The organism is Hymenobacter lapidarius, assembly GCF_001816145.1.
Taxonomy (GTDB): domain Bacteria; phylum Bacteroidota; class Bacteroidia; order Cytophagales; family Hymenobacteraceae; genus Hymenobacter; species Hymenobacter lapidarius.
In genome coordinates this window covers 15013-37284 of record NZ_MDZB01000102.1, presented here as the reverse complement: position 1 = coordinate 37284, position 22272 = coordinate 15013, and the positions used below count along the sequence as shown (strand labels likewise).

18 protein-coding genes are annotated in these 22272 nt (G+C 61.4%); 13 read left to right on the top strand and 5 right to left on the bottom strand.

What is annotated here, in order from left to right; all coding sequences use genetic code 11:
* Window positions 1-42: 42 nt before the first annotated feature.
* The 5 genes from BEN47_RS10170 to BEN47_RS10150 form a co-directional block, all read right to left on the bottom strand.
* Window positions 43-1353: a M16 family metallopeptidase gene (locus BEN47_RS10170; protein ID WP_070728048.1), complete on the bottom strand. Its 1311-nt coding sequence runs from the start codon at window positions 1351-1353 to the stop codon at window positions 43-45.
* A 207-nt stretch (window positions 1354-1560) separates the two neighbouring features.
* Window positions 1561-2784, bottom strand: a complete 1224-nt coding sequence (porV, locus tag BEN47_RS10165; protein ID WP_070728045.1) for a type IX secretion system outer membrane channel protein PorV — start codon at window positions 2782-2784, stop codon at window positions 1561-1563.
* Between the two features lie 50 nt (window positions 2785-2834).
* Entirely contained in the window at window positions 2835-6875 is a 4041-nt protein-coding gene (porU, locus tag BEN47_RS10160; RefSeq protein WP_083322307.1) for a type IX secretion system sortase PorU, read from the bottom strand.
* 146 nt (window positions 6876-7021) lie between these two features.
* The gene (locus tag BEN47_RS10155; protein ID WP_070728040.1) at window positions 7022-7717 is read right to left on the bottom strand and encodes a CDP-alcohol phosphatidyltransferase family protein; all 696 of its coding nucleotides are present in this window, start codon (window positions 7715-7717) and stop codon (window positions 7022-7024) included.
* A 158-nt stretch (window positions 7718-7875) separates the two neighbouring features.
* Window positions 7876-8517: an MBL fold metallo-hydrolase gene (locus BEN47_RS10150; RefSeq protein WP_070728039.1), complete on the bottom strand. Its 642-nt coding sequence runs from the start codon at window positions 8515-8517 to the stop codon at window positions 7876-7878.
* A 393-nt stretch (window positions 8518-8910) separates the two neighbouring features.
* On the opposite strand from BEN47_RS10150, the gene BEN47_RS10145 reads away from it, so the two are divergent.
* From BEN47_RS10145 to BEN47_RS10085, 13 genes are all read left to right on the top strand, one after another.
* Complete coding sequence (locus tag BEN47_RS10145; RefSeq protein WP_070728036.1) at window positions 8911-9987, top strand: NAD(P)/FAD-dependent oxidoreductase; 1077 nt, start codon at window positions 8911-8913, stop codon at window positions 9985-9987.
* 195 nt (window positions 9988-10182) lie between these two features.
* The gene (locus tag BEN47_RS10140; protein ID WP_083322306.1) at window positions 10183-13452 is read left to right on the top strand and encodes a PD40 domain-containing protein; all 3270 of its coding nucleotides are present in this window, start codon (window positions 10183-10185) and stop codon (window positions 13450-13452) included.
* Between the two features lie 200 nt (window positions 13453-13652).
* Window positions 13653-14321 carry a heme exporter protein CcmB gene (locus tag BEN47_RS10135; RefSeq protein ID WP_035559351.1) on the top strand — a complete coding sequence of 223 codons (669 nt, stop codon included), beginning with the start codon at window positions 13653-13655 and terminating at the stop codon, window positions 14319-14321.
* 30 nt (window positions 14322-14351) lie between these two features.
* Complete coding sequence (gene ccsA / locus BEN47_RS10130; RefSeq protein WP_083322305.1) at window positions 14352-15107, top strand: cytochrome c biogenesis protein CcsA; 756 nt, start codon at window positions 14352-14354, stop codon at window positions 15105-15107.
* A complete protein-coding gene (locus BEN47_RS10125; protein ID WP_070728032.1) occupies window positions 15097-15330 on the top strand; it encodes a CcmD family protein in 234 nt (77 codons plus the stop codon). Before ccsA (BEN47_RS10130) ends, BEN47_RS10125 begins: the two co-directional genes overlap by 11 nt.
* A gap of 115 nt (window positions 15331-15445) precedes the next feature.
* The gene (locus tag BEN47_RS10120) at window positions 15446-15850 is read left to right on the top strand and encodes a cytochrome c maturation protein CcmE domain-containing protein (protein ID WP_317039499.1); all 405 of its coding nucleotides are present in this window, start codon (window positions 15446-15448) and stop codon (window positions 15848-15850) included.
* A 78-nt stretch (window positions 15851-15928) separates the two neighbouring features.
* Window positions 15929-17029 carry a hypothetical protein gene (locus BEN47_RS10115; RefSeq protein ID WP_070728029.1) on the top strand — a complete coding sequence of 367 codons (1101 nt, stop codon included), beginning with the start codon at window positions 15929-15931 and terminating at the stop codon, window positions 17027-17029.
* A gap of 152 nt (window positions 17030-17181) precedes the next feature.
* A complete protein-coding gene (locus BEN47_RS10110; RefSeq protein ID WP_070728025.1) occupies window positions 17182-17511 on the top strand; it encodes a nucleotidyltransferase family protein in 330 nt (109 codons plus the stop codon).
* Between the two features lie 14 nt (window positions 17512-17525).
* Window positions 17526-20117, top strand: a complete 2592-nt coding sequence (gene ccsA / locus BEN47_RS10105) for a cytochrome c biogenesis protein CcsA (RefSeq protein WP_070728022.1) — start codon at window positions 17526-17528, stop codon at window positions 20115-20117.
* Between the two features lie 149 nt (window positions 20118-20266).
* The gene (locus BEN47_RS10100; protein ID WP_070728019.1) at window positions 20267-21061 is read left to right on the top strand and encodes a Rossmann-like and DUF2520 domain-containing protein; all 795 of its coding nucleotides are present in this window, start codon (window positions 20267-20269) and stop codon (window positions 21059-21061) included.
* A 70-nt stretch (window positions 21062-21131) separates the two neighbouring features.
* Window positions 21132-21467: a 2Fe-2S iron-sulfur cluster-binding protein gene (locus tag BEN47_RS10095; RefSeq protein ID WP_070728087.1), complete on the top strand. Its 336-nt coding sequence runs from the start codon at window positions 21132-21134 to the stop codon at window positions 21465-21467.
* A gap of 106 nt (window positions 21468-21573) precedes the next feature.
* On the top strand, window positions 21574-21810 hold the full coding sequence (gene iscX, locus BEN47_RS10090) for a Fe-S cluster assembly protein IscX (RefSeq protein WP_070728016.1): 237 nt from the start codon (window positions 21574-21576) through the stop codon (window positions 21808-21810).
* A gap of 142 nt (window positions 21811-21952) precedes the next feature.
* On the top strand, window positions 21953-22147 hold the full coding sequence (locus BEN47_RS10085; RefSeq protein ID WP_070728013.1) for a cold-shock protein: 195 nt from the start codon (window positions 21953-21955) through the stop codon (window positions 22145-22147).
* Window positions 22148-22272: the final 125 nt, after the last annotated feature.

Below are 22272 nucleotides of genomic sequence, written 5' to 3'. Positions count from 1 at the left end.
CATGACGTTCTAAATGCAGTAAGCTTACTTCTGCACGAGTTCTTAAACCCTTGGCGTTGGCATCGGGACCGGGCCGGCAATCACAACCTGCAGCTGCTCCGGGGATAGGTACTGGCGGGCCAGCTCACGGAGCGTTTCCGCATCGGTGGCTTCGGTTTGGTGCACGAAGTCGGTATAATACTGGGCGGGAAGGCCCATAAAAATCAGGTTTTTGTATTTGTCGCACTGCTCAAACACCGTGGACAACTCATTGGCGAACTTGCCCAGAATGTAGTTCTTCACCGCTTCCAACTCCTCGGCCGGAATCAGCTCCTCCTGCAAGCGGCGCATTTCCATTTCGATTTCGCTCACGGCGAAGTCCGCGCTTTCGCCCTTCACATCGGTGCCGATGACGAGCGTGGTGCCGTATTCCCGGGGTGCCACGCTGGCGTAGATACCATAGGTCAAGCCCTTGTCTTCGCGAATGTTGCGCATCAGGCGCGAGCCAAAATAGCCTCCAAACACGTTTACGAGCAGCCGCAGGCGGTGGGTGTCGGGGTGCGTGGGGCCGGGCCAGCCGCGGCCCATGCGCACCGACGCCTGCAGGCTCCCGGCCACGGCCAAGTGGTCTGGGGCACCCGCCGTGGCTTCAATGGCTACTGGGGTGGGCAGTACAGCTGTGGGAACTGCGCCCGCCGCCGCCACAGATGGGGTGCTGAAGGTAGCAGCCACCAGTTCCTGCTCCGCGGCTACGTCGCCGCACAAAAACACTTCGGCATTGCCGAGCGTGTACGCCGCCTGGTGAAACGCCCGGGCGTCGGCACTCGTCACGGCCTGATAGGCCTCGCTGTCGAAGGGCCGGCCGTAGGACGTATCGGAGCCAAACAGCAGCTCATTGAACCGCTCCGAGGCCAGATAACTGGTTTTCTGGCGCTCCACGCGCACGTTCTGGATGGTGCGGGTTTTGAGCTGCTCCAACTCGGCTTCGGGAAAGGCCGGATTGGCCAGCACATCGGCCACCAGGGGCAACAGCGTGGGCAGGTACCGGGTAAGGCAATACAGCGTGAGCGTGGAGCGGTCGAAACCCGAGTCGCACTCCAGCGAGGCACCGTAGAAAGCCACTTCATCGGCTATCTGGCGGGCGGTGCGGGTGGTGGTGCCCTCCAGCAGCATACGCGCCGTGATGGAAGCCACGCCCGGCTGGGACTCGGCTACTTTGCCGGCCCGGAGCACCACTTGCAGGCGCACCACGGGCTGGGCGGCATTGGCCAGCACGTGCAAGCGGGCCCCGCCGGAAAGGGAAAGTACAGTGGCTGCCGGCAAGGTGACGCGGGCCAGCGGCTGAATAGGAGGAGCGACGGTACGGTCGAGCATTCGGAAAGCAATAGTTAGCTGTGGCGTTGAGAACCAACAGGTGTATTATAGAATGAAAACAACTAACAAGACCGTCATGCTGCGCGAAGCCGAAGCATCGCTACCGCGCCACCAACCAGAGTTAGTATTGCAGTAGCGATGCTTCGGCTTCGCGCAGCATGACGGTCTTGTGGTCAGTACGTTGGCGCGCAGCACCACACCACCTACTTAGTTCGAGGGCGTGCCGCTGGTGCCACCGGCCCCGCCCTCGTTAAAGGCGTCGGCTAGTTTGTTGAGGTTGAAGTGCAGCGAAACGCGGATGGTTTGGGCCAGGGGGTTGTTTTTAGAGCCGTCGCCGGTGGGCACCAGGTAGGTGCCATCGATGCCGAACACCTGGTAGCGCACGCCCAAACCCAGGCTCACGTACTGGCGGTCGCCTTTGTCGGGAGCTTCGTAGAAATAGCCGCCGCGCGCATACAGCAGGTCGTTGTAGTTATACTCCAGGCCAGTGGAGAGGTTGATTTCGCGCAGCTCTTCTTTGAAGCCGCCGGGGGCATCGCCGAAGGAAGTAAACAAGGCCTTCACCAGCGGCTGGTCGTTGCGGCTCCGGTTTTCAGCCACCACATTGGGGTCGTTGGCCGGCACGCCTTCCTCGTAGTAAGGCGACGGCACCAGCAGCTTGCTGGCGTCGAACACGAGGGTGATTTTGTTGAACTGGTCAATCTCGCGCGTGATGGCGGTGCCCAGTTTCAGCGTGGTGGGCAGAAAGCTGGGGTTGTTGGGGTCGGTGTAGGTAATCTTGTTACCAATGTTGGTGATGGAAGCACCCAAGGCCAGGTTGTAGAGGCCGGTTCCCACGCTCAGGTCCTTGTTGTAGTACGCGCCCAAGTCAACGGCCGCGGCGTTGCCGGGCTGGGCGTCGTTGCCGTTGATAGCCCCCACCAGGTTGGAGCGGATGTAGCGGGCCGAGACGCCCACACCGAAATTATCGGTCAGGGCCTGGCCGTAGGAAACCGCGAAAGCATATTCTTTGGGGCTGAAGCTACCGAAAGGCAGGTTGTTGGGGGTGCGGTAGTCGATGGTACCCAGGTCGAAGTACATCAACGAGGCGCCGATGGCTGAGCGCTGCCCAATCTTGCCGTAGCCCGACAAGTAGGAAATGCTCATGTCGTCGGTGATGTTGCGCAGCCACGGCGAGTACGACGCCGCAACGGCGTACTTGTAGGGCACAAAGCCCAGTTTGCCCGGGTTGAAGTACGAAGCGTTTGCATCGGGCGAGGTGGCCACGCCCGCATCGCCCAGCGCCGACGAGCGAGCGTCGGGGGCGAGCGTGAGGATGGGCACCGCCGTGGTTATGGTGGCTTGATTCTGGTTTTGGGCCTGGGCCGTGGCGGCGAAGGCCAGCAAACCGCCCAGCATGGCCAGACGCGAACGAGAAAATAGTGCGTGCATAGGGAAGGGAAAAGAGAGCCAGGTGCGGACCAGACGCAAATAAAAGCGAATTAATTGAGGATGACGAGTTTTTCGTACTTCGAGGCGGTGGTGCCCTTCAGCTGAGAACGCACGCTAAGGCGGTAAACGTATACGCCACGGGCCAGTTGGTCATTAAATTCATCGCGGCCGTTCCAAGTAATGCTTCGCTGATGGGGCTCGGTGCTGGAAACAGTAGCGATGAGGGTGCGAACCAAATGACCGGCGATGGTGAAAATCTGCACTTGTACGTCCAGGTTGTCCACTTCGCCGCCCGCCTGGTTGTGGTCGAAGAAGAACGTAGTAGAGTTGGCAAACGGATTGGGGTAGTTCAACACGTGGCCGAGGGCCAGCTTCTCGTTTTTGGCCACAATAAACTCTACTTCCCGCTCGGCCGAGTTGTTATACGTGTCCCAGGCCTTGAGGCGCAGCGAATGCGGGCCCGTGGCCAGGTCTTTAAACAGGTTGTTTACGCGGCCCGAGCGGAAGTCACCTACGCTGGCCACGTAGCTGTCGTTGAGAACGATGAGCTTGGTGGGGTCGTTGTCGAGCACGAGCGTGATATCGTGCCCGATACCTGTGCCCGTCGTGTTGATGCCGCTGTCGTCGCTGAGCTTTGCCAGCAGGGTGGTTTCCTGCCCGGTGAGGCCGCCAAACGCAAACGACTCGTTGTCCATGAACAAGTTGATGAGCGGCGGAATGGTGTCCTGCGGCACGTTGGCAGCAGCGCCGCCCACCGCCTTGAGCTGGTAGCCCTGGGCATCGATGCGGGTAGTCCCATCGAAAGCATAGAGGCTGATTTTGCCCAGGCCGGCGTTATAATTAATGTCCTTGGGCACCACAAACGTGAGGTTGAACTCGCCATTCTTCACCTCAGCCTGCCCGCCGTAAATGACGTTTTCCTGAATGGAAACCGGCCGCGGGCCATCGGCGGAGCCCGCCTGGCCATTGGCCTCGTTGCCCAGAGTCATCACCGTGGTGGGCTTGTCGTAAATGGTGACCTGCGCCCGGCCATTGAAGGTAGAATTCACGGCGCCGTTGTTCAGCAGGCGGCCTTTCAGGCGCACGCGGGCCAGGGCTTGTAGCGCGGGCGCGGGCTCCCATTTGCCGGCCACCCGCTCGTTCACGCTATCCAGTACCATGGTTTGCTTGGGGTAAGCCAGGGTCATGCTGGGGTCGGCCAGCAGCACGTAGTTGCGGTTGTTGATGATGCCCGGTTGCCCGGCGCCGGGGTAGTCGTTCTTGCTCAGCATGATGATGGTGCCAATGTTGGGCATCTTGCCGTTCACGGGCCGCAGCACGCGGTTGAAGTACGACTGGTTCAGGCCGGCGTTCAGACCCGCGTCTACCACGCGCGTGGTGGTAAACAGGCCAACGGCCCCCCCAGTGGGGTTGTCGGTGAGCGACTGCTCGCCCGCCGAAGTAAAATCCGGGTTGTCGTAGGTGCTGAAATCGCAGGTGCCGGTGGTGAAGAACGTGAAGTTGTTGGGGTTGCGCAGCGCCATCACCGACTCATTGGTCAGCACTTGTTCATCGGTCCAGCCCTTGGGGCCACCGTGGCCCAGGTAGTTCACTATCAGCGAGCCCTGCTCCACTGATTGGTCGATGGCCCGGCTCGCCTCGGGGGAGCGCTGCCCGGCGGCCACCACTATTTGCGGGTACAAATCCAAGTACACCTTGTGCAGGTTGTACACCGGGGAGCTGGCCTGCAGGCTCTGGGAAATCAGCTCCGAGCCCTGGCCCACAAACAAGTCGCCGTTGCCGTCGTCCGACACCAGCGTAATGCGGTTGCGCCACTTGCCCAAAGCCGGCGCGCTGTCGTAGCTAATGATTTTATCCACTACCACTTTGGCCTGGTCGGCGTTGGTGCGCTGGCCCTTGGGCGCCCGCACCGGCAGGCGGCCCACGCCGATGTCGAGCAGCTCGGTACCGGGCCGAAGCTCGTCCCATTCGCCCTCGTTGTCGTCGAGCAGGGCGTAGTAGTCGTCTGAGGAGTAGCTGGCTTGCCCGTATGCGCCGCCATAGAAAGGCGCCAGCGACTCACGCGACTCGTAGGTAGGCACGTAGTTCTGGTTCAGGGCATTAAAGTCGGAGTCCGTTCTGAACGGCACCCGCTCTTTCCACCACGCCGGCTGAAAATCCTTGTTATTGAAGGGGTCCGATTTGTAGTCGAAAGAGGCATCACCGAACAGCAGCAGCTGTAGCTGCCGGCCAGCCGGGGCCCGCTCATACAGCTGCTTCATCAGGTCGCGAATGGCCGTCACGTCCTGCCCGCCCGAGGCGTATTCGTTGTACACCTCCGTAGTAGTCACCACGGCCACCCGCATGTTGTCGTGGCTGATGCGGTGGTTGGCCAGCCGCAGCGCCTGCGCCTTAAAGATGGGGTGCGTCACAATAATCAGGTCCAGCAGCGCGCGGGCGTTGCCGTTGAGGGCGTGCAGGTCCTGGTTTTCTACTTTGCCAAATTCGCGGGGCTTGTTGAAGTTGCCGTTCGGCAAAAAGGCCACGTACTCGCGCAGGGTATCGGCCGGCGCCACAAAGCTGCCGGTGCTGCCGTTCAGGGCCAGGGGCCGGGCCACGGGCAGGCGCGGGTTGGTCACGTCCCACACCACTGCGCCGGTAGCATTGGCCACCTCGTAGCGGTTGCGGGCCAGCGGGGCAATGTTGGCCAGGGAGCGAAACTCCAGTTGCGCGCCGCTAAGCCGCAGCTGCCGCAGGGCGTTAATTTCCAGATAGTCGAGATACCCACTGGCCTGGCCGTCGCTGCTCACGTAGGTCAGGCCCACCTTCAGCTCGGTGCCCGGGTTGGCCGGGGCCAGCTGCCGGGTGGCAATGCTCACCGTGCCAATGGCGCCAAATTCGTAGAGCGGCCGGCTTTCCATGCCCTGGCTCCCCAAAGACGCCCCGTTGAGCGTGAGCTGAAAAGCGCTGGGGGCCGCAGATATTGCTACCACCGAAGAAGTTACCCGAATAGGCGCACTCGGCACCAAGTCAGGTATATTGCCAAACGTGAAATCGCGCGGCGTATTCAGCCCAAACTTCTCTCCTGCCCAGTAGCGGCCCGACCCGCTCTGGGTCGAAGCCGTATGCAGCAGGTTTACCAGGTCGTGCTCGTAAAAGTCGCGGTAGTTGAAGGTGGATACCGCCGCCGTGGTGGGCGTGGCCGGCACGGCTGCCGCCGTAGGCACCCGCCGGCCCACCGTGTTGTTCACCGTCACAAAGTAGAAAGTGGTGTCGGTGTAGATGTTGTTGCGGTGCTGAAACAAACCGCCTTTAGCCTCCCAGGTGTGGGCACCGGGCGAGTAAAATAGCAGGTACTCGTTGTCGTTGAATACGTTGTCGCCGTTGCTGCCCACCAGAAGCAGGTTGTTTTCCACCAGGTCGTCGGGGCGCGGCACGGCGTTGGCCTGGGGCAGAATGCCCATGGCGTTGCCGTACACGTGCAGGTTGTTGGGGTTCACCCCGTCCAGGTTGGGCCGTTTCAGGATGCGGGTCAGCGCCTCTTTGTCGAGCTTGTAAATGCCGCTTTCGGACACGCCCATCTTGTACCACTCGCCGGTGGCCAGCACCGAGCGCGGGGCGTAGGTGCGGGCGGCGGTGCCACGGGCTACGCTGGCGCCGGGCGTGTAGCTGTAGTCGAAGGAAACCAGGCGCTCGGGCTGGCCGGTTTGGGGGTTGCGGCGCACGGGGCGCAGGCTCAGGTGCGTAACGGCCTGCTTCATTTCTATGCCGGTGCGCAACTGAGGCTCCGGGCCGGCTGGCAATTTGCTCACGTTGAACAGCTTGGCATCAGCCGCCGGAAAGGGCTCGTACACCAAGTTCACCAGCTCGCCCTGGGTCACGGAGCCGGCCAGGCGCAGGCTGAACCAGCCCACCTGGTCGTCCATAGCCTGGTGGGCTTCGTTGAAGGTGGGCACTTTTTGCTTGCGCGCGCCCAGGGTGGGCACCTCGGCGTAGCCGCCCCACCGGATAACGCCGTGCGCCGTGGCCGCGCCACCCGATTGGGCCCGCACCGGTGCAATGCCCCCCCATATCAATCCCGCAAAAGCAACGAAGAGAAAAAAAGGACGCATACGCAAGTATATTATTGTCAGCAGTCTTCGGTAGCTCCCGGCTGGCTGGTGGCCGGGCAACAGTGCCGGGAAGCATCCGGTTCACCCAACTGTAGGTTCTTAACAACCAAAATAATGTAATTATTGTAGCTGTTGAGGCTACGAGTTTATCGGGCAGCCGTTTTTGGCACCGACAGCAGCACATAAAGCAGCACCACCAGCGGCACGGCGGCGGCCTTCAGCACGAATACCAACCCAACGGCCAGCAGCAGAAACATAAATCGGCGCCGGTTGTCGGCCCACCGCAGGTTCTTGAATTTCAACGCAAAAAGCGGCAGCTCCGCCACCAGCAAGCCCGACAGCAGCACCGTGAGGCCCAGTAGCAGCCACGGGTTTAGGATGAAGCCCGACAGGCCGTACTGGTCGTAGGCCAGAATGAGCGGCAGCGAGGCCACCACCAGCGTGCAGGCCGGGGTGGGCAGGCCAATAAAAGAGGTAGTCTGCCGGGTGTCGTTGTTGAACTTAGCCAGGCGCAGGGCCGAGAAGATGCTAACCAGGAAACCAATGTAGGGCACCCATTCCGGCAGGCCGCCGGACTTCACGCTGCGCATCAGCAACTCAAAAAAAATGGCGCCCGGCACCACCCCAAACGACACCATGTCGGCCAGCGAATCCAGGTCTTTGCCAATGGCGGAGGACACGCGCAACGCCCTGGCCACCAATCCGTCTAAGAAGTCAGCGAGGGCGGCCACGGCCACGAAATAGGCGCCAATCTCCAGCTTCCCGGCAAAAATATTGGTCAGCGCCAGGCAGCCGCACAAAAGGTTGAGGCAGGTAACGGCGTTGGGCAGGTATTTTTTCAAAGGAGAAGGAAAGAATAAGTTAACGAAGGTACGGGCGCGATATGCTGTACGCAGGGGCCGGATTTTTACCTCATCACTACTCAAAATTACTAAAATCGGGCCTGCCGCCGGCCCGGGGCACGGGCGGGCGTGGCACGGCGGCAGTTGCCTGCCGGAGCCTAGTTCAGGAAAGGGTTGCTGCGACGCTCTTCGCCGATGGTAGTGGCGGGGCCGTGGCCGGGGTATACCACCGTAGCGTCAGGCAGGGTCATCAGCTCGGTTTCAATGCTGCGCAGGAGCGTGGCGTGGTCGCCGCCGGGCAGGTCGGTGCGCCCAATGCTGCGCTGAAACAGCACGTCGCCGCCAATGACCGTGGCCGTGGGCTGGTGGTAGAACACCACGTGGCCCGGCGCGTGGCCCGGCGCAAAGCGCACTTCCAGCGCGGTCTCGCCAATGTGCACGGGCTGGCCGGCCACTAGCTCCCCGGTGGGCTCGGCAGGCTGGTACTGCGGGAAGCCGTAGCTGCCGGCGTAGGTGGGCACGGCCCGCAGCGTGGCCAGGTCCAACTGGTGCAACAGGAAAGGCGTGCCCGGCCACGTATTGAGCACAAACTGGTTGCCCAGCACGTGGTCGATGTGGGCGTGGGTATTGAGCAATAACTTGACCTGCAGCTTGTTGTCTTCGATGTATTCGCGCAGTGCCTGCTGCTCGGCGGGCGAGTAGCAGCCGGGGTCCACAATGGCGCACTGCTGGGTGGCCTCGTCAATCAGCAGGTAGGTATTTTCGGAAAAGGCGTTGAAGGTAAATCCGGCGACAGTCATAGTAAAGCAACGTATTGGAGCGGTGCGGCAAAGTACGGCACAAAGGCAGTGTTGAATTTTAAGGGTTGAGTTTTGAGTTAAAATTCAACCGACTTGGCTGAAGGAGAATCCATTTTTACAACTGGTTCTGGTTAATCCTGCTTCAACCAGTGGTTTCAACCGGCTACGCTGGGTTGGCGCGCGTCTGCGACGCGTTGCCAATTGGATTCGAGCCTGCGGCTCGGCAGGCAATTTCCAGGGCCCTGGCGCAAGCCGTTCCTCGGCGAGCCGCAGGCTCGAAGGCAGCCGGCAACGCGTCGCAGACGCGTGCCATCCCACTCAAAAAGCAGTTTATACCGGTCACTCAACATTCAAACCTCAAATCTCACCATTTCTTCCATTACCTTGCCACTGATGACAGACTGTGATTTTTTGGTGGTGGGCCACGGCATAGCGGGCGCCACGCTGGCGTACGTGCTGCGCGAGCGGGGCCACCACGTGCTGGTGTACGACCCCGGCCAGCACAACTCGGCCTCCAATGTGGCGGCTGGCCTCATGAATCCCGTGGCTGGCAAGCGCTTTGCCCTGACGTGGCGCGCGGCCGAACTACTGCCGTTTGCCACCACTTTTTACCGGGAGCTGGGGCAGCGCTACGGACAGCCTTTTTTCACCGAAACTCCCATTCTGAAGCTCTTTTCCTCGCTTGAAGAGCAGAACTCGATACTGGCCCGTAGCGCCGACCAGCCCTGGGAGGGTTTTATGGCCGGCCTCGCCACCGCTGACCCAGAGCTAGCGGGCGTACACGCGCCGTTTGGGGGCGCGTGGCTGCGCGGCGGGGGCCACGTGGCCGTGCGCCAGCTGCTGGCCGTGCTGGCCGCCGAAGGTACCCGCGACGGCTGGCTGCGGCGCGAAACTTTTGACTGGACCCGGCTCGTTACGGACCCGACTGGAGCAGTTTACGCGGGGCAGGTGCGGGCCCGCCACGTGGTGTGCTGCGAAGGCGCGGCGGCCGTGCACAACCCGTATTTTAGCTGGCTGCCCCTCACCCCCAACCAGGGCGAAGTGCTGGATGTGACGTGCGCGGGCCTGAGCACGGCGCAGGTCCTCAATCGGGGGGCCTACGTGGTGCCGGTGGGCGCCGAGCGGTTTCGGGTGGGCGCTACGTACCGGTGGCCGCCATTTGCCGAAGGGCCCACGGCGGTGGGGCGCGAAGAGCTGGCGGCGCGGCTGGCGGTGCTCACCGACCTGCCCTTTGCCGTGGTGGACCAGCAGGCCGGCGTGCGGCCGGCCGTGCGCGACCGACGGCCGCTGGTGGGGACGCACCCCACCGTGCCGTGCTTAAGCTTTTGCGGCGGCTACGGGTCCAAGGGCGTGATGCTGGCTCCGCGGCTGGCCGCCCTATTGGCCGACTGCCTGGAAGGGCACGGCGAAATGTGGCCCGACGCCAGCCTGCAGCGGTACAACGCCTTGCAGCCGGCTGACGTAATTTGAGTACTATTGATACGGCTCCGTCGGCGCCGCTGCCTGTCTGCCAGCTTGAAATGCCGGCTGTAACAATTTCGCTCCAAACGCCTTTATTTCAGCCCGCTCTTGATGCCGTTTCAGCTGCTTCATTTTTTGGGCGGGGATTGCAAAAAATCAAGCGTTTCGGAGGACTAATTTTCGTCTTTGCTCGTTGGCTCTACTATGACCATTTCATTATTCGCGAAGCGCACGCTGGGAGCTCTGGCGCTGCTGTTGCCGTTTCTGCTCGTCCCCACGGCGCGCGCCCAAACCGCGCAGGAGCCTTTTGGGCGGGTACGCATCCAGTACAAGCAGTTCAACTGGCAGCAGCTCAGCACCCAGAACTTTAATGTGATGTACTACGAGGGCGGCCAGGGCAACGCGCGCCGGGCGGCCGAGTACGCGGAGAAGGAGCTGCAGCGCATCACGGCGCTGATTGGCTACTACCCCTACTCCAAAACTACCCTGCTGTTCTACAACTCGGTGGGTGACCTGCGGCAGAGCAACATCGGCCTCACGGCCACCCAGCAACAGATAAATGGCGGCGAAACCCCGCTGGCCCGCATGAGCAAGGTGCAAATTGCCTTCGCTGGCCAGGAAACCGAGTTCAAGCGCGAGCTGAGCACCCAGATTACCGAGGTGCTCCTGAACGACATGATGTACGGCGGCTCGCTGAAGGAAGTACTGCAAAGCAGCTACCTGCTGCAGCTGCCCGACTGGTTTATTGGCGGTGCCTCGGCCTACGCCGCCGAGGGCTGGAGCGTGGACATGGACGGCTACATGCGCGACATGAGCAAGCAGCACCCCACCGGAGCCCGCACCGCGCCGTTCTTTTTGCGCAGCCCCACGCTGGCCGGCCAGAGCATCTGGAACTACGTGGCCGAGCGCTACGGCTACACCACCATTCAGAACATCCTCAACCTCACGCGCATCACCCGCGACGTGGAAGTGGGCATCAGCTCCTCCCTGAACGTACCCTACAAGGTATTCCTGAAGGAGTGGCTGACTTACTACCGCGACCTCAATGGCCAGCCCGTGGCCACGCTGGTCGAGCCGGACAAGAAACTCCGCCAGAGCGGCCGCAACCGCCATTCCGACGTGTTTTCGCAGCCGGTGGTGAGCCCTAACGGACAGCTGGTGGCCTACGCCCAAAACGAGCAGGGCCGCTACCGCGTGATGGTGACGAACCGCGACGGTTCGCGCCGCCGCATTCTGAGCCGTGGCGGCCACAAAACGCCTGACCAGCAGGTTGAAACCCGCCTGCCCGTGCTGGCCTGGCGCGGCAACTCCCAGGTGGCAGTAGCCGAAATGAGCCGCGGCGAAATGGTGCTGCGCCTGCGCGATGCCGACGGCCGGGGCCTGGTGCAACGGGCCCGCGAAGCCATCCGTTTTTCGCGGCCGGCTTCGCTGTTTGAGAACTACGACCAGATTCTGAGCATGAGCTACTCGCCTGATGGCAAGTCCTTGGTGTTTAGCGCCGTGCGCAACGGCCAGAACGACATTTACCTGCTGCGGGCGGGCAGCCGCAAGGCCGAGCAGCTCACCAGCGACCTGTTCGACGATGTGCAGCCGGTGTTCCTGCCCGGCGGCCAGGGCCTAGTGTTCAGCTCCAACCGCTACCTCGACTCGGCTGGCCGGGCGCGCCCCGCCACGTTCCAGAATGTGGTGAACAACTACGACTTGTTTGTGTATCACCTCGATGGCCGGGCCATTCCGGTGGAAACGCTGGTGAGCACCATTTCGAACGAGACGCGGCCCCGCGCCATTTCCGACGACGAGATTCTGTACCTGGGCGAGGAGAGCGGCGTGCGGGCCCTGTACCGCTACTCGCTTAAAACCAAGGAGCGCACCCTGCTCACCAACTGGCTGCCCAATATGCAGGACTTCGACTACAGCGCCCAGACCTCGGCGCTGGTATTTGTGGCGCCGGCTCAGGCCCGCGACATCCTGTACGTGTACCCCACCTTCCCGCTGACCGCGCCGCTGCCCATCACCAAAACGGCCCGCCAGCAGACCTTGGAAAACCGTTCGGCGCCGCCACAGGCGGCAGTGCCCAAGCCAGTTCCGGCCCCACCGCCTGTGGCCGTGACGGTTACGGCCCCGGACACTGCGGCCCGCACCGCCGCAGCCACGCCTCTCACTGACTCGACGCGCGCGGTTCCGGTTACCAGCAAGGCCACCGGCACGGTAAATACCAGCGACTATCAGTTTGAGGAAGACGAGCCCGTGCAGGCAGCTTCCGCAAAGCGGCGCCGCACGGCCGCTGCCGGCACCAAAACAGCCGCCCCTGCCGAGGCGACGAGCATAACCGGGCCGTTCCGGTACGACACGCGCTTCATGGCCGACAATGTGTCGACCTCCATTTACGTGGACCCACTCCTGGGCCTGGGGCTGCAGTTCAAAGCCGCCCTCACCGACGTGCTCGAAAACCAGCGCATTGATGCTAGCTTGTTTGGCCTGTTTGACTTGCGCACCAGCAACATCCGGGCATCCTACACCAACCTCACCAACCGCTACGACTGGGGCGTGGGCTACCAGAAGCAGGCCTACTTCTTCGACATCAACAACGTCCGCTACCGCTACGGCCGCCACGAAGTAGCGCCCACCATTGCCTACCCGCTCACCCATAACCTGAGCGTGCGCGGCGGGCCGCGCTACGTCAACATTTCGCGCACCCGGCTGGGCGACGTGTCGACGGAGGATGATGCCAATTACAACTACATCGGCTCCAGTGGCGAGCTGGTGTTCGACAACAGCGTGGCCACCGGCGTAAACATGGTGTCGGGCACCCGCCTGAAAGCCAGCTTGCAGAGCCAGAACAGCCTCGACGACAAGTCCCTCAATTTCAGCAAGCTGGTGCTGGACTTCAGGCACTACCAAAAAATAACCCGCTCGATAGTGTGGGCCAACCGGGCCAGCTACGGCCAGTTCTTTGGCAAGCGCCAGCAGGTGTTCCGCATCGGTGGTATGGACAATTGGTTGAACGCTGGCTACGAAGGAAGCCGCTTCCTGACCGACTACACCGCACCCGACCAAGTGTTCAACCAGGAGTTTGTGACCAATCTGCGCGGCTTCGACTACGGCGCTCGCAGCGGCTCGCGCTACGTGCTGCTTAACAGCGAGCTGCGCGTGCCAATTGTGCAGTATTTCGCCCGCAAGCCCATCTATTCTGGCTTCTTCCGCAACCTGCAGCTCACCGGCTTCGTGGATGCCGGCACGGCCTACCGCGGCTCAACGCCCCTCTCTGAAGACAACCCCGAGCAGAAGGTGCCGGCGGGAGGCTTTTTCTCGGCCACGGTGGTAAACTTCCGCAACCCCCTGCTGGTGGGCTACGGCGTGGGGGCGCGCACCACCCTGCTGGGTTTCTACGGCAAGGTGGACGTGGCCTGGGGCGAAGAGAACTTCGAAACCAAAGGCCCAAAGTTCTATTTCACCTTGGGCTACGACTTTTAGTTGGAAGAAGAGAAAAACCAATGGAACGTCATGCTGAGCGCAGCCGAAGCATCTCTACTGCAATGCTAAAGTTGATTAGTTGCGCGACAGAGATGCTTCGGCAAGCGGACGCCAGATAAGCATGACGTTCTTTTTTCGTGGCTGCTTGGCGGGGTTCGGTCGTATCTTTGCGGCCCGAAACCGAACCCCTGCCCGTGCCGATGCTCCGCGAAATCACTACGCTGTTAGCCAAAGACTTCCGCCTCGAATGGCGGCAGAAGTCGGCGCTGGGCGGGTTGCTGTTGTACGTGGGCAGCACGGTGTTTGTGTGCTTTCTGAGCTTTAGCCTGCGCGGGGGCCAGCCCCCGGCCCCGGCCTGGAACGCACTGCTGTGGGTCATTCTGCTGTTTGCGGCCATTAATGCCGTGGCGAAGGGCTTTATGCAGGAAAGCCCCGGCCAGCGGCTCTACTACTACACGCTGGTGCGGCCCCAGGCCATTATTCTGGCCAAAATGCTCTACAACGCGCTGCTGCTGATGGCGGTGGCGCTGCTGGGCTTGTTTCTCTACACCGTTTTCCTTGGCAATCCCATTCAAGACGCGCCGCTGTTTGTAGCCAACCTGCTGCTGGGTGCCGTGGGCTTTGCCACCACGCTCACGCTGGTGTCGGGCATCGCGGCCAAGGCCGGCGGCAACGGCGCCACCCTCATGGCCGTGCTCGGCTTCCCCGTGATGGTGCCCATGCTGCTACTGCTCATCAAGGTGAGCAAGAACGCGCTTGACGGGCTGGACCGCAGCGTGAGCGACCAATCGCTGCTCACGTTGCTGGCGCTAAACATGCTGGTGGGCGCGCTGTCTTATGTGTTGTTTCCTTATCTGTGGCGCGGGTAGCCCGTGGCGCTTCGTGCATAGCTTTTCGATATGACTAATGCAAAAATTATTGGCAGTGTGCTGGGGTTGCTTTTCACCGTGCTGGGCGTGTGGGGCGGCCAGCGCCTGATTGAGCAGCGCAGTGCAGGTTGGTTCTGGAAAGCCCTGACGGTGCTGCTGCTGGTGGGCGGCTCGGCGGCCGGCTTTCTGATAAGCGTGCCGCCGCTGCCCATCGTGAACGAGAGCATCCGCAACCTGTTTTTCCACGTGCCCATGTGGTTTTCCATGATAATGGTGCTCATGGTGTCGGTTTGGTATTCCATTCAGTACCTGCGCAATCCCTCGGCCCGGCTCGACATTCTGGCCCACGAATCGGCTAAAACCGGCATTGTGCTGGGCCTGCTGGGCCTGGCCACGGGCAGCCTGTGGGCCAAATTCACCTGGGGCGCGTGGTGGACGCCCGACCCGCGCCTGAACGGCGCGGCCGTGGCCATGCTCATCTACGGCGCCTATTTGGTGCTGCGCGGCTCCTTCCGCGACGACCAGCAGCGGGCCCGCGTGTCGGCCATCTACAACATCTTCGCATTTGCGGCCGTCGTGCCGCTGCTCTTTATTCTGCCGCGCCTCAGCGGGCCGTCGCTGCACCCGGGCCAAACCGGCAACCCCGGTTTCAGCCAGTACGACCTCGACGACACCATGCGCAAGCTGTTTTACCCGGTTGTAATCGGCTGGATTTTATTCGCCTTCTGGCTCACTCAAGTAAGCAGTCGCTTTGCTTTCCTGCAATCTAAATACGATGAAAACTAGCTATTTCCAGCGTCTGGCTGGCTTTTTCCTATTGATGCTGCTATCCGTGACCACGGCCCTGGCGCAGTCGGCCGATGCCCCCGAAATGGCCGATGCCCTGCGCGCCAACGGTAAAATATACGTAGTGGCGGCCGTAGTCGGCCTCATCGTAGCCGGCCTGCTGCTCTACCTCATCACCCTCGACCGGAAGGTTAGCAAGCTGGAGCAGCAAATAAAAAAATAGCCGGGACCCAAAGCCCGTCGCCAACTGTTGTTACCCTGCGAGTAGCTCAGGCATAAAGCCCCACTACTCGCCCAACCGACCACTCCCCGATATGAAGAAGTCGCACCTTTTCGTCATGGCCATCATTGCAGTGGCCGCTGCTATCATCCTCAGCACTACGGCCGATGCCAGCGTGTACGTTGGCTTCGGCGAGGCCCGGCAGCGGGCTGCCGAAGGCAACGCTACCAAAGTACACGTGGTGGGCAAGCTCCTGCGCGACGGCCAGCAGCGCCCCATCGACCTGGAGTACGACCCCATGACGGACCCCAACTACTTCGCTTTCACCCTGGTGGATACGCTGCAGGTAGCCCAACGCGTGGTATACAACAACCCCAAGCCGCAGGATTTCGATGCTTCCGAGCAGGTGGTGATTACCGGCAACATGCGCGGCAAGGTCTTTATGGCCGATAAAATCCTACTGAAATGCCCCAGCAAGTACGTGAAGAAGGACTTGGACGGGGCCACGGCTTCGGTCAAGTAATCATTGATAACTAAGCAGCTGATAAGGCCCAGGAGCACAGAAACGACTTTTCGCTTCTGGTCCGGCGCGCTTTTTCAATTGCTGCTGCTGGCTGCTGGCATTTCGGCGGCCTCGGCGCAGGTGGCCAACGACAACATCGAAAACCGCCGCCTGCTCAAGCTGGAGGAAGTAGTTACCTCCAGCACCACCGGCTGCACCGTGCAACGCGACTGCGTGGACCAGCGCCTCACGGGCAGGTGCATCGAATACCACAACGACCAGTGGTTTGAGTTCACGCCCGCCGCTTCGGGCCGGTATTTCATCAACATCGGGGGGCAAAAATGCCGCGATGTACGCGGGGTGCAATTGGTGGTGCTCACGGGCCAGCCCTGCCAGCCCGCCACCTACCGCATATTGAGCTGCACCTCCCTCGGCACCCAGGACGACGTGTTCGTGACGCTGGATTCGTTGCGCGCCGGCCAGCCTTACCTCTTGAACGTGGACGGATACCTGAAAGATTATTGCCAGTTTACGCTGCAGGTGAGTGCGCAGGCCGCGGGCCTGCCCGTCAGCTACTTTCCGCCCAACCCCACCCGCGTGCTGCCCACCGCCAGCCGCACCGTGGAACTCAGCTGGACGCTGCCGGATTCCCTGGCTACTGCCCCCGCCAGCCGCGTGATGCGCCGCGAGGTACACCAATACCGCAGTACCGAAGTACACCTCGTGCCCATGCGGCGCGATACCTACGGCCAGCCCGTCCTTACCTACACCGTGACCGATACCCTGCCCGGCCCCGGCATCTACGACTACCAGGTGGTGACGGCCCGGGCCGAGGCCGGTCCCGCGCCGGTGCGGCTGCGCCAGTGGTGGTACGGCTACGGCCCCGGTGCTACCCTACCGGGCACGGCCCTGCCCGGGGCCACCGCCGAGCCGGCCGTGCTGGAGCTGCCGCTGGCTAGATACCCCGCCAAATCCAATCTATCGGTGGTCATCAGTAACCCTAGCAACGGCCGCGTGTTGTTGTCTAGGCAGCTCATCAACCAGCCCGCCAACCGGCGCCAGGGCCTTGTGCCGGTGCGCAAGTGGCAGGAAGCCGGAATAGAAAAAATTGCCGTTGAAATCACCTGTCATCCGCTTCGCGGTCACTTTTTCACCGATAAGTTGTTGTTAGTACTGCCGCCTCAGGCGTCGCGGCGGTAAATTTGCCAAATATTTTAATTTATATCCGACGGCCCTTGCTGGCTGCTCACGAATACGGCCAGAATTTCGCCGAGAAAATTGTTGTAAGACTACCCCAATTCATTCGTGATGCAGACGCGGCCCTTGCCATGCTGCGCAAACACGCCTAACCCATGCTCGATTTCCGTCCTCAGGACTTATCGCTGTTGCAACGCTTGGCCGGCCAATACCTGGCTCAGGATGTAGCCGTGTGGGCTTACGGCAGCCGCGTGAACGGCGACGCGCACGAGGGCAGCGACCTGGACCTGGTGCTGCGTGCGCCCAACTTGGTGCCGCTGCCGGACGGCATGCCTGCCCGGTTCCGCGAAGCCCTGACGGACAGCAACCTGCCCATTTTTGTGGACGTGCACGATTGGGCACTGCTGCCAGCCAGCTTCCACCCCAAAATTTTGAACCGTTACAAAGTATTACGCCCCAGCTCGGCTGTGGCGGTGCCTGCCTGATTTACTTGCTGCTTATGAACTTATTAATCGGAAACATTGGCCATTTAAGTGTCATCGTGGCGTTTGCGGCGGCTTTGGTGGCCGCGTACAGCTACTTCCAGGCCACGCGGGGCCGGGCGCTGGGCGACGACGACACCACTTGGCTGCGCGTGGCGCGCGGCGCGTTTTTCGTGCACGGCTTGGCCGTTTTCACCGTCATCGGATGCTTGTTCAACATCATTCAGGCCCACCGCTACGAATACTATTACGCCTGGAGCCACAGTTCCAACCACCTGCCGGTGGAGTACATGATTTCCTGTTTCTGGGAAGGCCAGGAGGGCAGCTTCCTGCTCTGGATTTTCTGGCACGTGGTGCTGGGCCTTTTCATTATGCGCTTCAACCGCAAGTGGGAGGCTCCGGTGATGGCCGTTTTCAGCGGCGTGCAGCTGTTTTTGGTGAGCATGATTCTCGGCATCGTGCTCGGCGACGTGAAAATTGGTTCGTCGCCGTTTATTCTGCTGCGCGACTTCCTGACCGACCTGCCGGTGTTCAAGCTGAACCCCGACTTCGTGCCCAAAGACGGCACCGGCCTCAACGCCCTGCTGCAGAACTACTGGATGGTGATTCACCCGCCCACGCTGTTCCTGGGCTTTGCGCTCACGCTGGTGCCCTTCGCCTTCGCCATTGCCGGCCTCTGGAAGCGCGAGCTGACCTCCTGGGTGAAGCCGGCGCTGCCTTGGACGCTCATTGGCGGCGGCGTGCTGGGCATCGGCGTGGTAATGGGCGCCTACTGGGCCTACGAAACCCTGAATTTCGGCGGCTATTGGAACTGGGACCCGGTCGAAAACGCCGTGTACATTCCCTGGTTGGTGCTGGTGGCCTCGTTGCACGGCATGGTGCTGTGGCAGAAGCGCCGCACCGGCCTGCGTACCTCGTTTGCGCTGGTGATAGCCACCTTCGTGCTTATTCTTTACGCCACCTTCCTCACCCGGAGCGGGGTGCTGGGCAACGCCTCGGTGCACTCGTTCACGGATTTGGGCCTGTCCGGGCAGCTCTTTATTTACATGGCCGTGTTCTCGGTGCTGGCCATTGCCCTGCTGGTGTACCGGTGGAAAGAAATTCCGATTTCCGAGAAAGAGTTGACGCTTTACAACCCGGAGCTGTGGGTATTCGTGGGTGCTACGGTGCTGTGCCTGGGGGCTTTCCAAGTGCTGTTCACCACCAGTATTCCGGTTTACAATTCGTTTATGGGCCTGATTGGCATCAAGACCAACGTGGCCCTGCCCGCCGACCAGATTGCCCACTACTCCAAGGCCCAGCTCTGGATGGGCGTGTCTGTGGCCCTGCTTTCGGGCCTGGCCCAAATCATGTGGTGGCAGCGCAACGACAAAACCACGCTGGTGAACTCCCTCACCGCGCCCACGTTGCTCACGCTGCTGGGCACGGCGCTGGTGATGCTGCTGGTGCGCTACAACGGCCTCACCATTACGCCAGCCTACGTGATGCTCACGCTGGCGGGCCTGTTTGGGGTGCTGGCCAACTTCGGCACCATCTTCACCTTGCTGCGGCGCGGGGTGCGCCTATCGGGCGGGGCGGTGGCCCACCTGGGCGTTGCCCTGATGCTGCTGGGTATTCTGGCCTCCTCGGGCTATTCCAACATTATTTCGCGCAACGTGTCGGGCCTGATTTACTCGCGCGAGTTCGACGAGTCGCTGAACCGCGACAACGTGCTGCTGTGGCGCAACGAAACCACCAAAATGCAGGGCTACGACCTCACCTACACCGGTCAGTTCTTCGACGTGCCCGGCGTGCCCGGCTACGTGGACAAGCAGTTCCTGTTCCGTACCGACGACGAGTACAAGGCGCTGGCCCGGGCACCCATCGTGGCCGGTGGCAAAACCTACTACAAGACCGGTGACACCGTTGAAATCCTGCCCGAAAACACCTACTACCGCATCAATTACAAGGAGCGGGAAACGGGCAAGGAGTTTTCCCTCTACCCGCGGGCGCAGGTGAACGATGAGATGGGCGAAGGCGGCCTGCTGGCCTCGCCCGCCGTCAAACAGTTCTGGACCCACGATATTTACTCGCACGTGAGTTCCGTGCTCGACCCGCGCAAGGAAAAGCAGTGGAGTGAAGAAAAAGACCACGTGCTGGCCGTGGGCGACACCATTTTCCTGAACGACTACTTTGCCGTGTTCCGCGCCATTGAGCCGGCCCACGAAACCGCCGGCCTCAACCTGCAGAAAGGCGACCTCGCCCTGCAGGCCGACATGATTGTGCACGGCGAGAAGCGCCAGTACCACGTGCACCCCGTGTTTGTGGTGCGCAACCGCCTGGTGGGCCGCGTGCCCGACGAGGTGGATGACCTCGGCGTGCGCCTGAGCCTCACCAACATCGACCCCACCGCCGGCAAGTTCACCTTTGCCGTGAGCACCACCCAGAAGGACTATGTCATTCTGAAAGCCATGGAGAAACCCTTCATCAACCTGCTCTGGAGCGGTACGCTGCTCATGACCTTCGGCTTTGGGTTGAGCGTGTGGCAGCGCGGACGCAAGGGCGGCTCACCAGCGGTAGCCGACGCTCCGGCTTCGGCGCGGGCAGAACGCCCGCAGCCGGTAAGCTAGCCATCTTCATTTGGTTTTAAAGGCCGCTTCAATGAGTGAAGCGGCCTTTTTTTCGCCATATCGGGGCCAGGTTCAAGTTGCTCACAAGTCCACTATCACTCGGCGCAGCAAGCCACGTGTTAAATTAAGCCCCGCCTTCATTTACCCTAATGCAGCTTTCCGCAACCACTTCACTTCGCGTTGGGATACTCGGCGCCGGCCGCGTGGCCAACCAGCTCGGCCCGGCGTTGGCCGCGGCAGGCCACGAAGTGGTTTTTGTGTGGAACCGCACCGCGCCCGCGGCCAAAACCCTGGCCGCGCAGCTGCCCGGCGCGCGGGCCCTGGCCCGCTTATCGGCGCCACTGCCTGCTGCCGACGTGTACCTGCTGGCCGTGCCCGATGCCGCCGTGGCCCCGCTGCTGGCCCGCACCACCTGGCCCGATGATGCGGTGGTGGCGCACCTGGCCGGCGCCCTACCCCTGGCCGTGTTTGCGGTGCAGCCTACGGTGCGCGGCGGCGTTTTTTACCCACTCCAGACTTTCAGCCCCGGCCGCGCCATCGACTGGCCGGCGGTGCCGCTGTGCATCGAAGCCGCCGATGCGGGGGCGGAGGCCCTGCTGCTGGGCCTGGCCCACAGCCTCAGCCAGCACGTGCGGCTGCTCGATTCGGCCCAGCGGCTCAAGCTGCATGTGGCCGCGGTGTTTGCCAACAATTTCACCAACCACCTGTTGGGAATTGCTGATGCTTTGCTGGCCGAGGCCGACCTGCCCGCCGCCCTGCTGGCCCCGCTGGTGCGCGAAACCGTAGATAAAGCCCTGGCCAGTCCGCCATTTGCGGTGCAAACGGGGCCGGCCGCGCGGCGCGATGCTCCCACGCTGGCCGCCCACCAGGCGGCGCTGGCCCGTTATCCGGCGTGGCAGGCACTTTATGAGCAGCTTACCGCCAGCATTCAGGCTCAACTTTGATGCCGGGGCCGGGCGGAGTACCTTTGCGGCGGCAAACGCCGTGTCTTTTTTCGCTTTTTCGTTTCTCGTTTTGTCTGTTCCCGCCACTACCATCACCTTCCAGCTCAGCGACGGCCAGCCGGCTCAGACCCACGTGGCGGCTCCCGGCGAGTCGGTCCTCGACGTGGCCCTCAACAACGGCATCCAGCTGCAGCACAACTGCGGCGGCGTGTGCGGCTGCAGCACCTGCCACGTCTACATCAACGCGGGCGGCGACGACCTGCCCGAAATCAGCGACAAGGAAGAAGATTTCATTGACCGCGCCGAGAACCCGCGCATCAACTCCCGCCTCGCCTGCCAGTGCGTGGTAGAAGCCGACATGCAGCTGGTGGTTACCGTGCCGCCCCAGCATTTCCTGGGACACTAGGTTGGAATTATGAGTTTTGAATTATGAGTTATGAGTTGTTCTTGCAACTCCTTACGACGTCATATTCAACTCATAATTCATAATTCAAAACTCATAATTTAAAAGGATGAACCACTTTGAGCCGCCCATGCACTGGGCCGACCACGAGGACATTGCCATGGCGCTCTACGAAAAGTTTGGCAGCGAATTCAACGAAGCCAAAATTTACCGTATCCGCTTCACCGATTTAATTGACTGGGTGCTGAGCCTCAACAATTTCGACGGTACCCGCGAGCAGGCCACCGAAGGCCACTTGGAGCAAATCCAGGCGAAGTGGGTATATGAGTGGCGCGATAGCCAATAACCGCTGGACTTATGGGAACGGGCAGCCAACCCGCCGCTGAGTTCCCGCGTAAGCTGCAACTGAACTGGATTATCAACCATTTCAGGCATTCCTGCAGCCTTTACCCGGGCAGTTTCCCATCTTTCCATTTTTGTTTTTTTGCATGAAAACCGGCATCATTAAATTTTTCAACGAAGACAAAGGCTATGGCTTCGTTACCGACGACGAAACGAAAGAAGACTTCTTCGTACACGTAACTGGCCTGAACGGGGCTACGGTGCAGCAAAACGACCAGGTGGAGTTCGAGACGCAGGAAGGCCGCAAAGGAATTAACGCCGTGAACGTGCGCAAAGTCTGAGGTACCCCCACCGCCTGGGGCAACCCACCAAAAGCTTCTCCCATCCCGGAGGAGCTTTTTTGTTGCCTGTCTGCCGTGCGCCGCCGCCATCGGCCCGCTCTTTCGCCGACCTTTGCCCTTCGCTG

Coding starts and splice junctions, on each gene's coding strand:
- BEN47_RS10170 (WP_070728048.1), bottom strand. CDS start 1,353: ATGCTCGACCGTACCGTCGCTCCTCCTATTCAGCCGCTGGCCCGCGTC.
- porV (WP_070728045.1), bottom strand. CDS start 2,784: ATGCACGCACTATTTTCTCGTTCGCGTCTGGCCATGCTGGGCGGTTTG.
- porU (WP_083322307.1), bottom strand. CDS start 6,875: ATGCGTCCTTTTTTTCTCTTCGTTGCTTTTGCGGGATTGATATGGGGG.
- BEN47_RS10150 (WP_070728039.1), bottom strand. CDS start 8,517: ATGACTGTCGCCGGATTTACCTTCAACGCCTTTTCCGAAAATACCTAC.
- BEN47_RS10145 (WP_070728036.1), top strand. CDS start 8,911: ATGACAGACTGTGATTTTTTGGTGGTGGGCCACGGCATAGCGGGCGCC.
- BEN47_RS10140 (WP_083322306.1), top strand. CDS start 10,183: ATGACCATTTCATTATTCGCGAAGCGCACGCTGGGAGCTCTGGCGCTG.
- BEN47_RS10135 (WP_035559351.1), top strand. CDS start 13,653: ATGCTCCGCGAAATCACTACGCTGTTAGCCAAAGACTTCCGCCTCGAA.
- ccsA (WP_083322305.1), top strand. CDS start 14,352: ATGACTAATGCAAAAATTATTGGCAGTGTGCTGGGGTTGCTTTTCACC.
- BEN47_RS10125 (WP_070728032.1), top strand. CDS start 15,097: ATGAAAACTAGCTATTTCCAGCGTCTGGCTGGCTTTTTCCTATTGATG.
- BEN47_RS10120 (WP_317039499.1), top strand. CDS start 15,446: ATGGCCATCATTGCAGTGGCCGCTGCTATCATCCTCAGCACTACGGCC.
- BEN47_RS10110 (WP_070728025.1), top strand. CDS start 17,182: ATGCTCGATTTCCGTCCTCAGGACTTATCGCTGTTGCAACGCTTGGCC.
- ccsA (WP_070728022.1), top strand. CDS start 17,526: ATGAACTTATTAATCGGAAACATTGGCCATTTAAGTGTCATCGTGGCG.
- BEN47_RS10100 (WP_070728019.1), top strand. CDS start 20,267: ATGCAGCTTTCCGCAACCACTTCACTTCGCGTTGGGATACTCGGCGCC.
- iscX (WP_070728016.1), top strand. CDS start 21,574: ATGAACCACTTTGAGCCGCCCATGCACTGGGCCGACCACGAGGACATT.
- BEN47_RS10085 (WP_070728013.1), top strand. CDS start 21,953: ATGAAAACCGGCATCATTAAATTTTTCAACGAAGACAAAGGCTATGGC.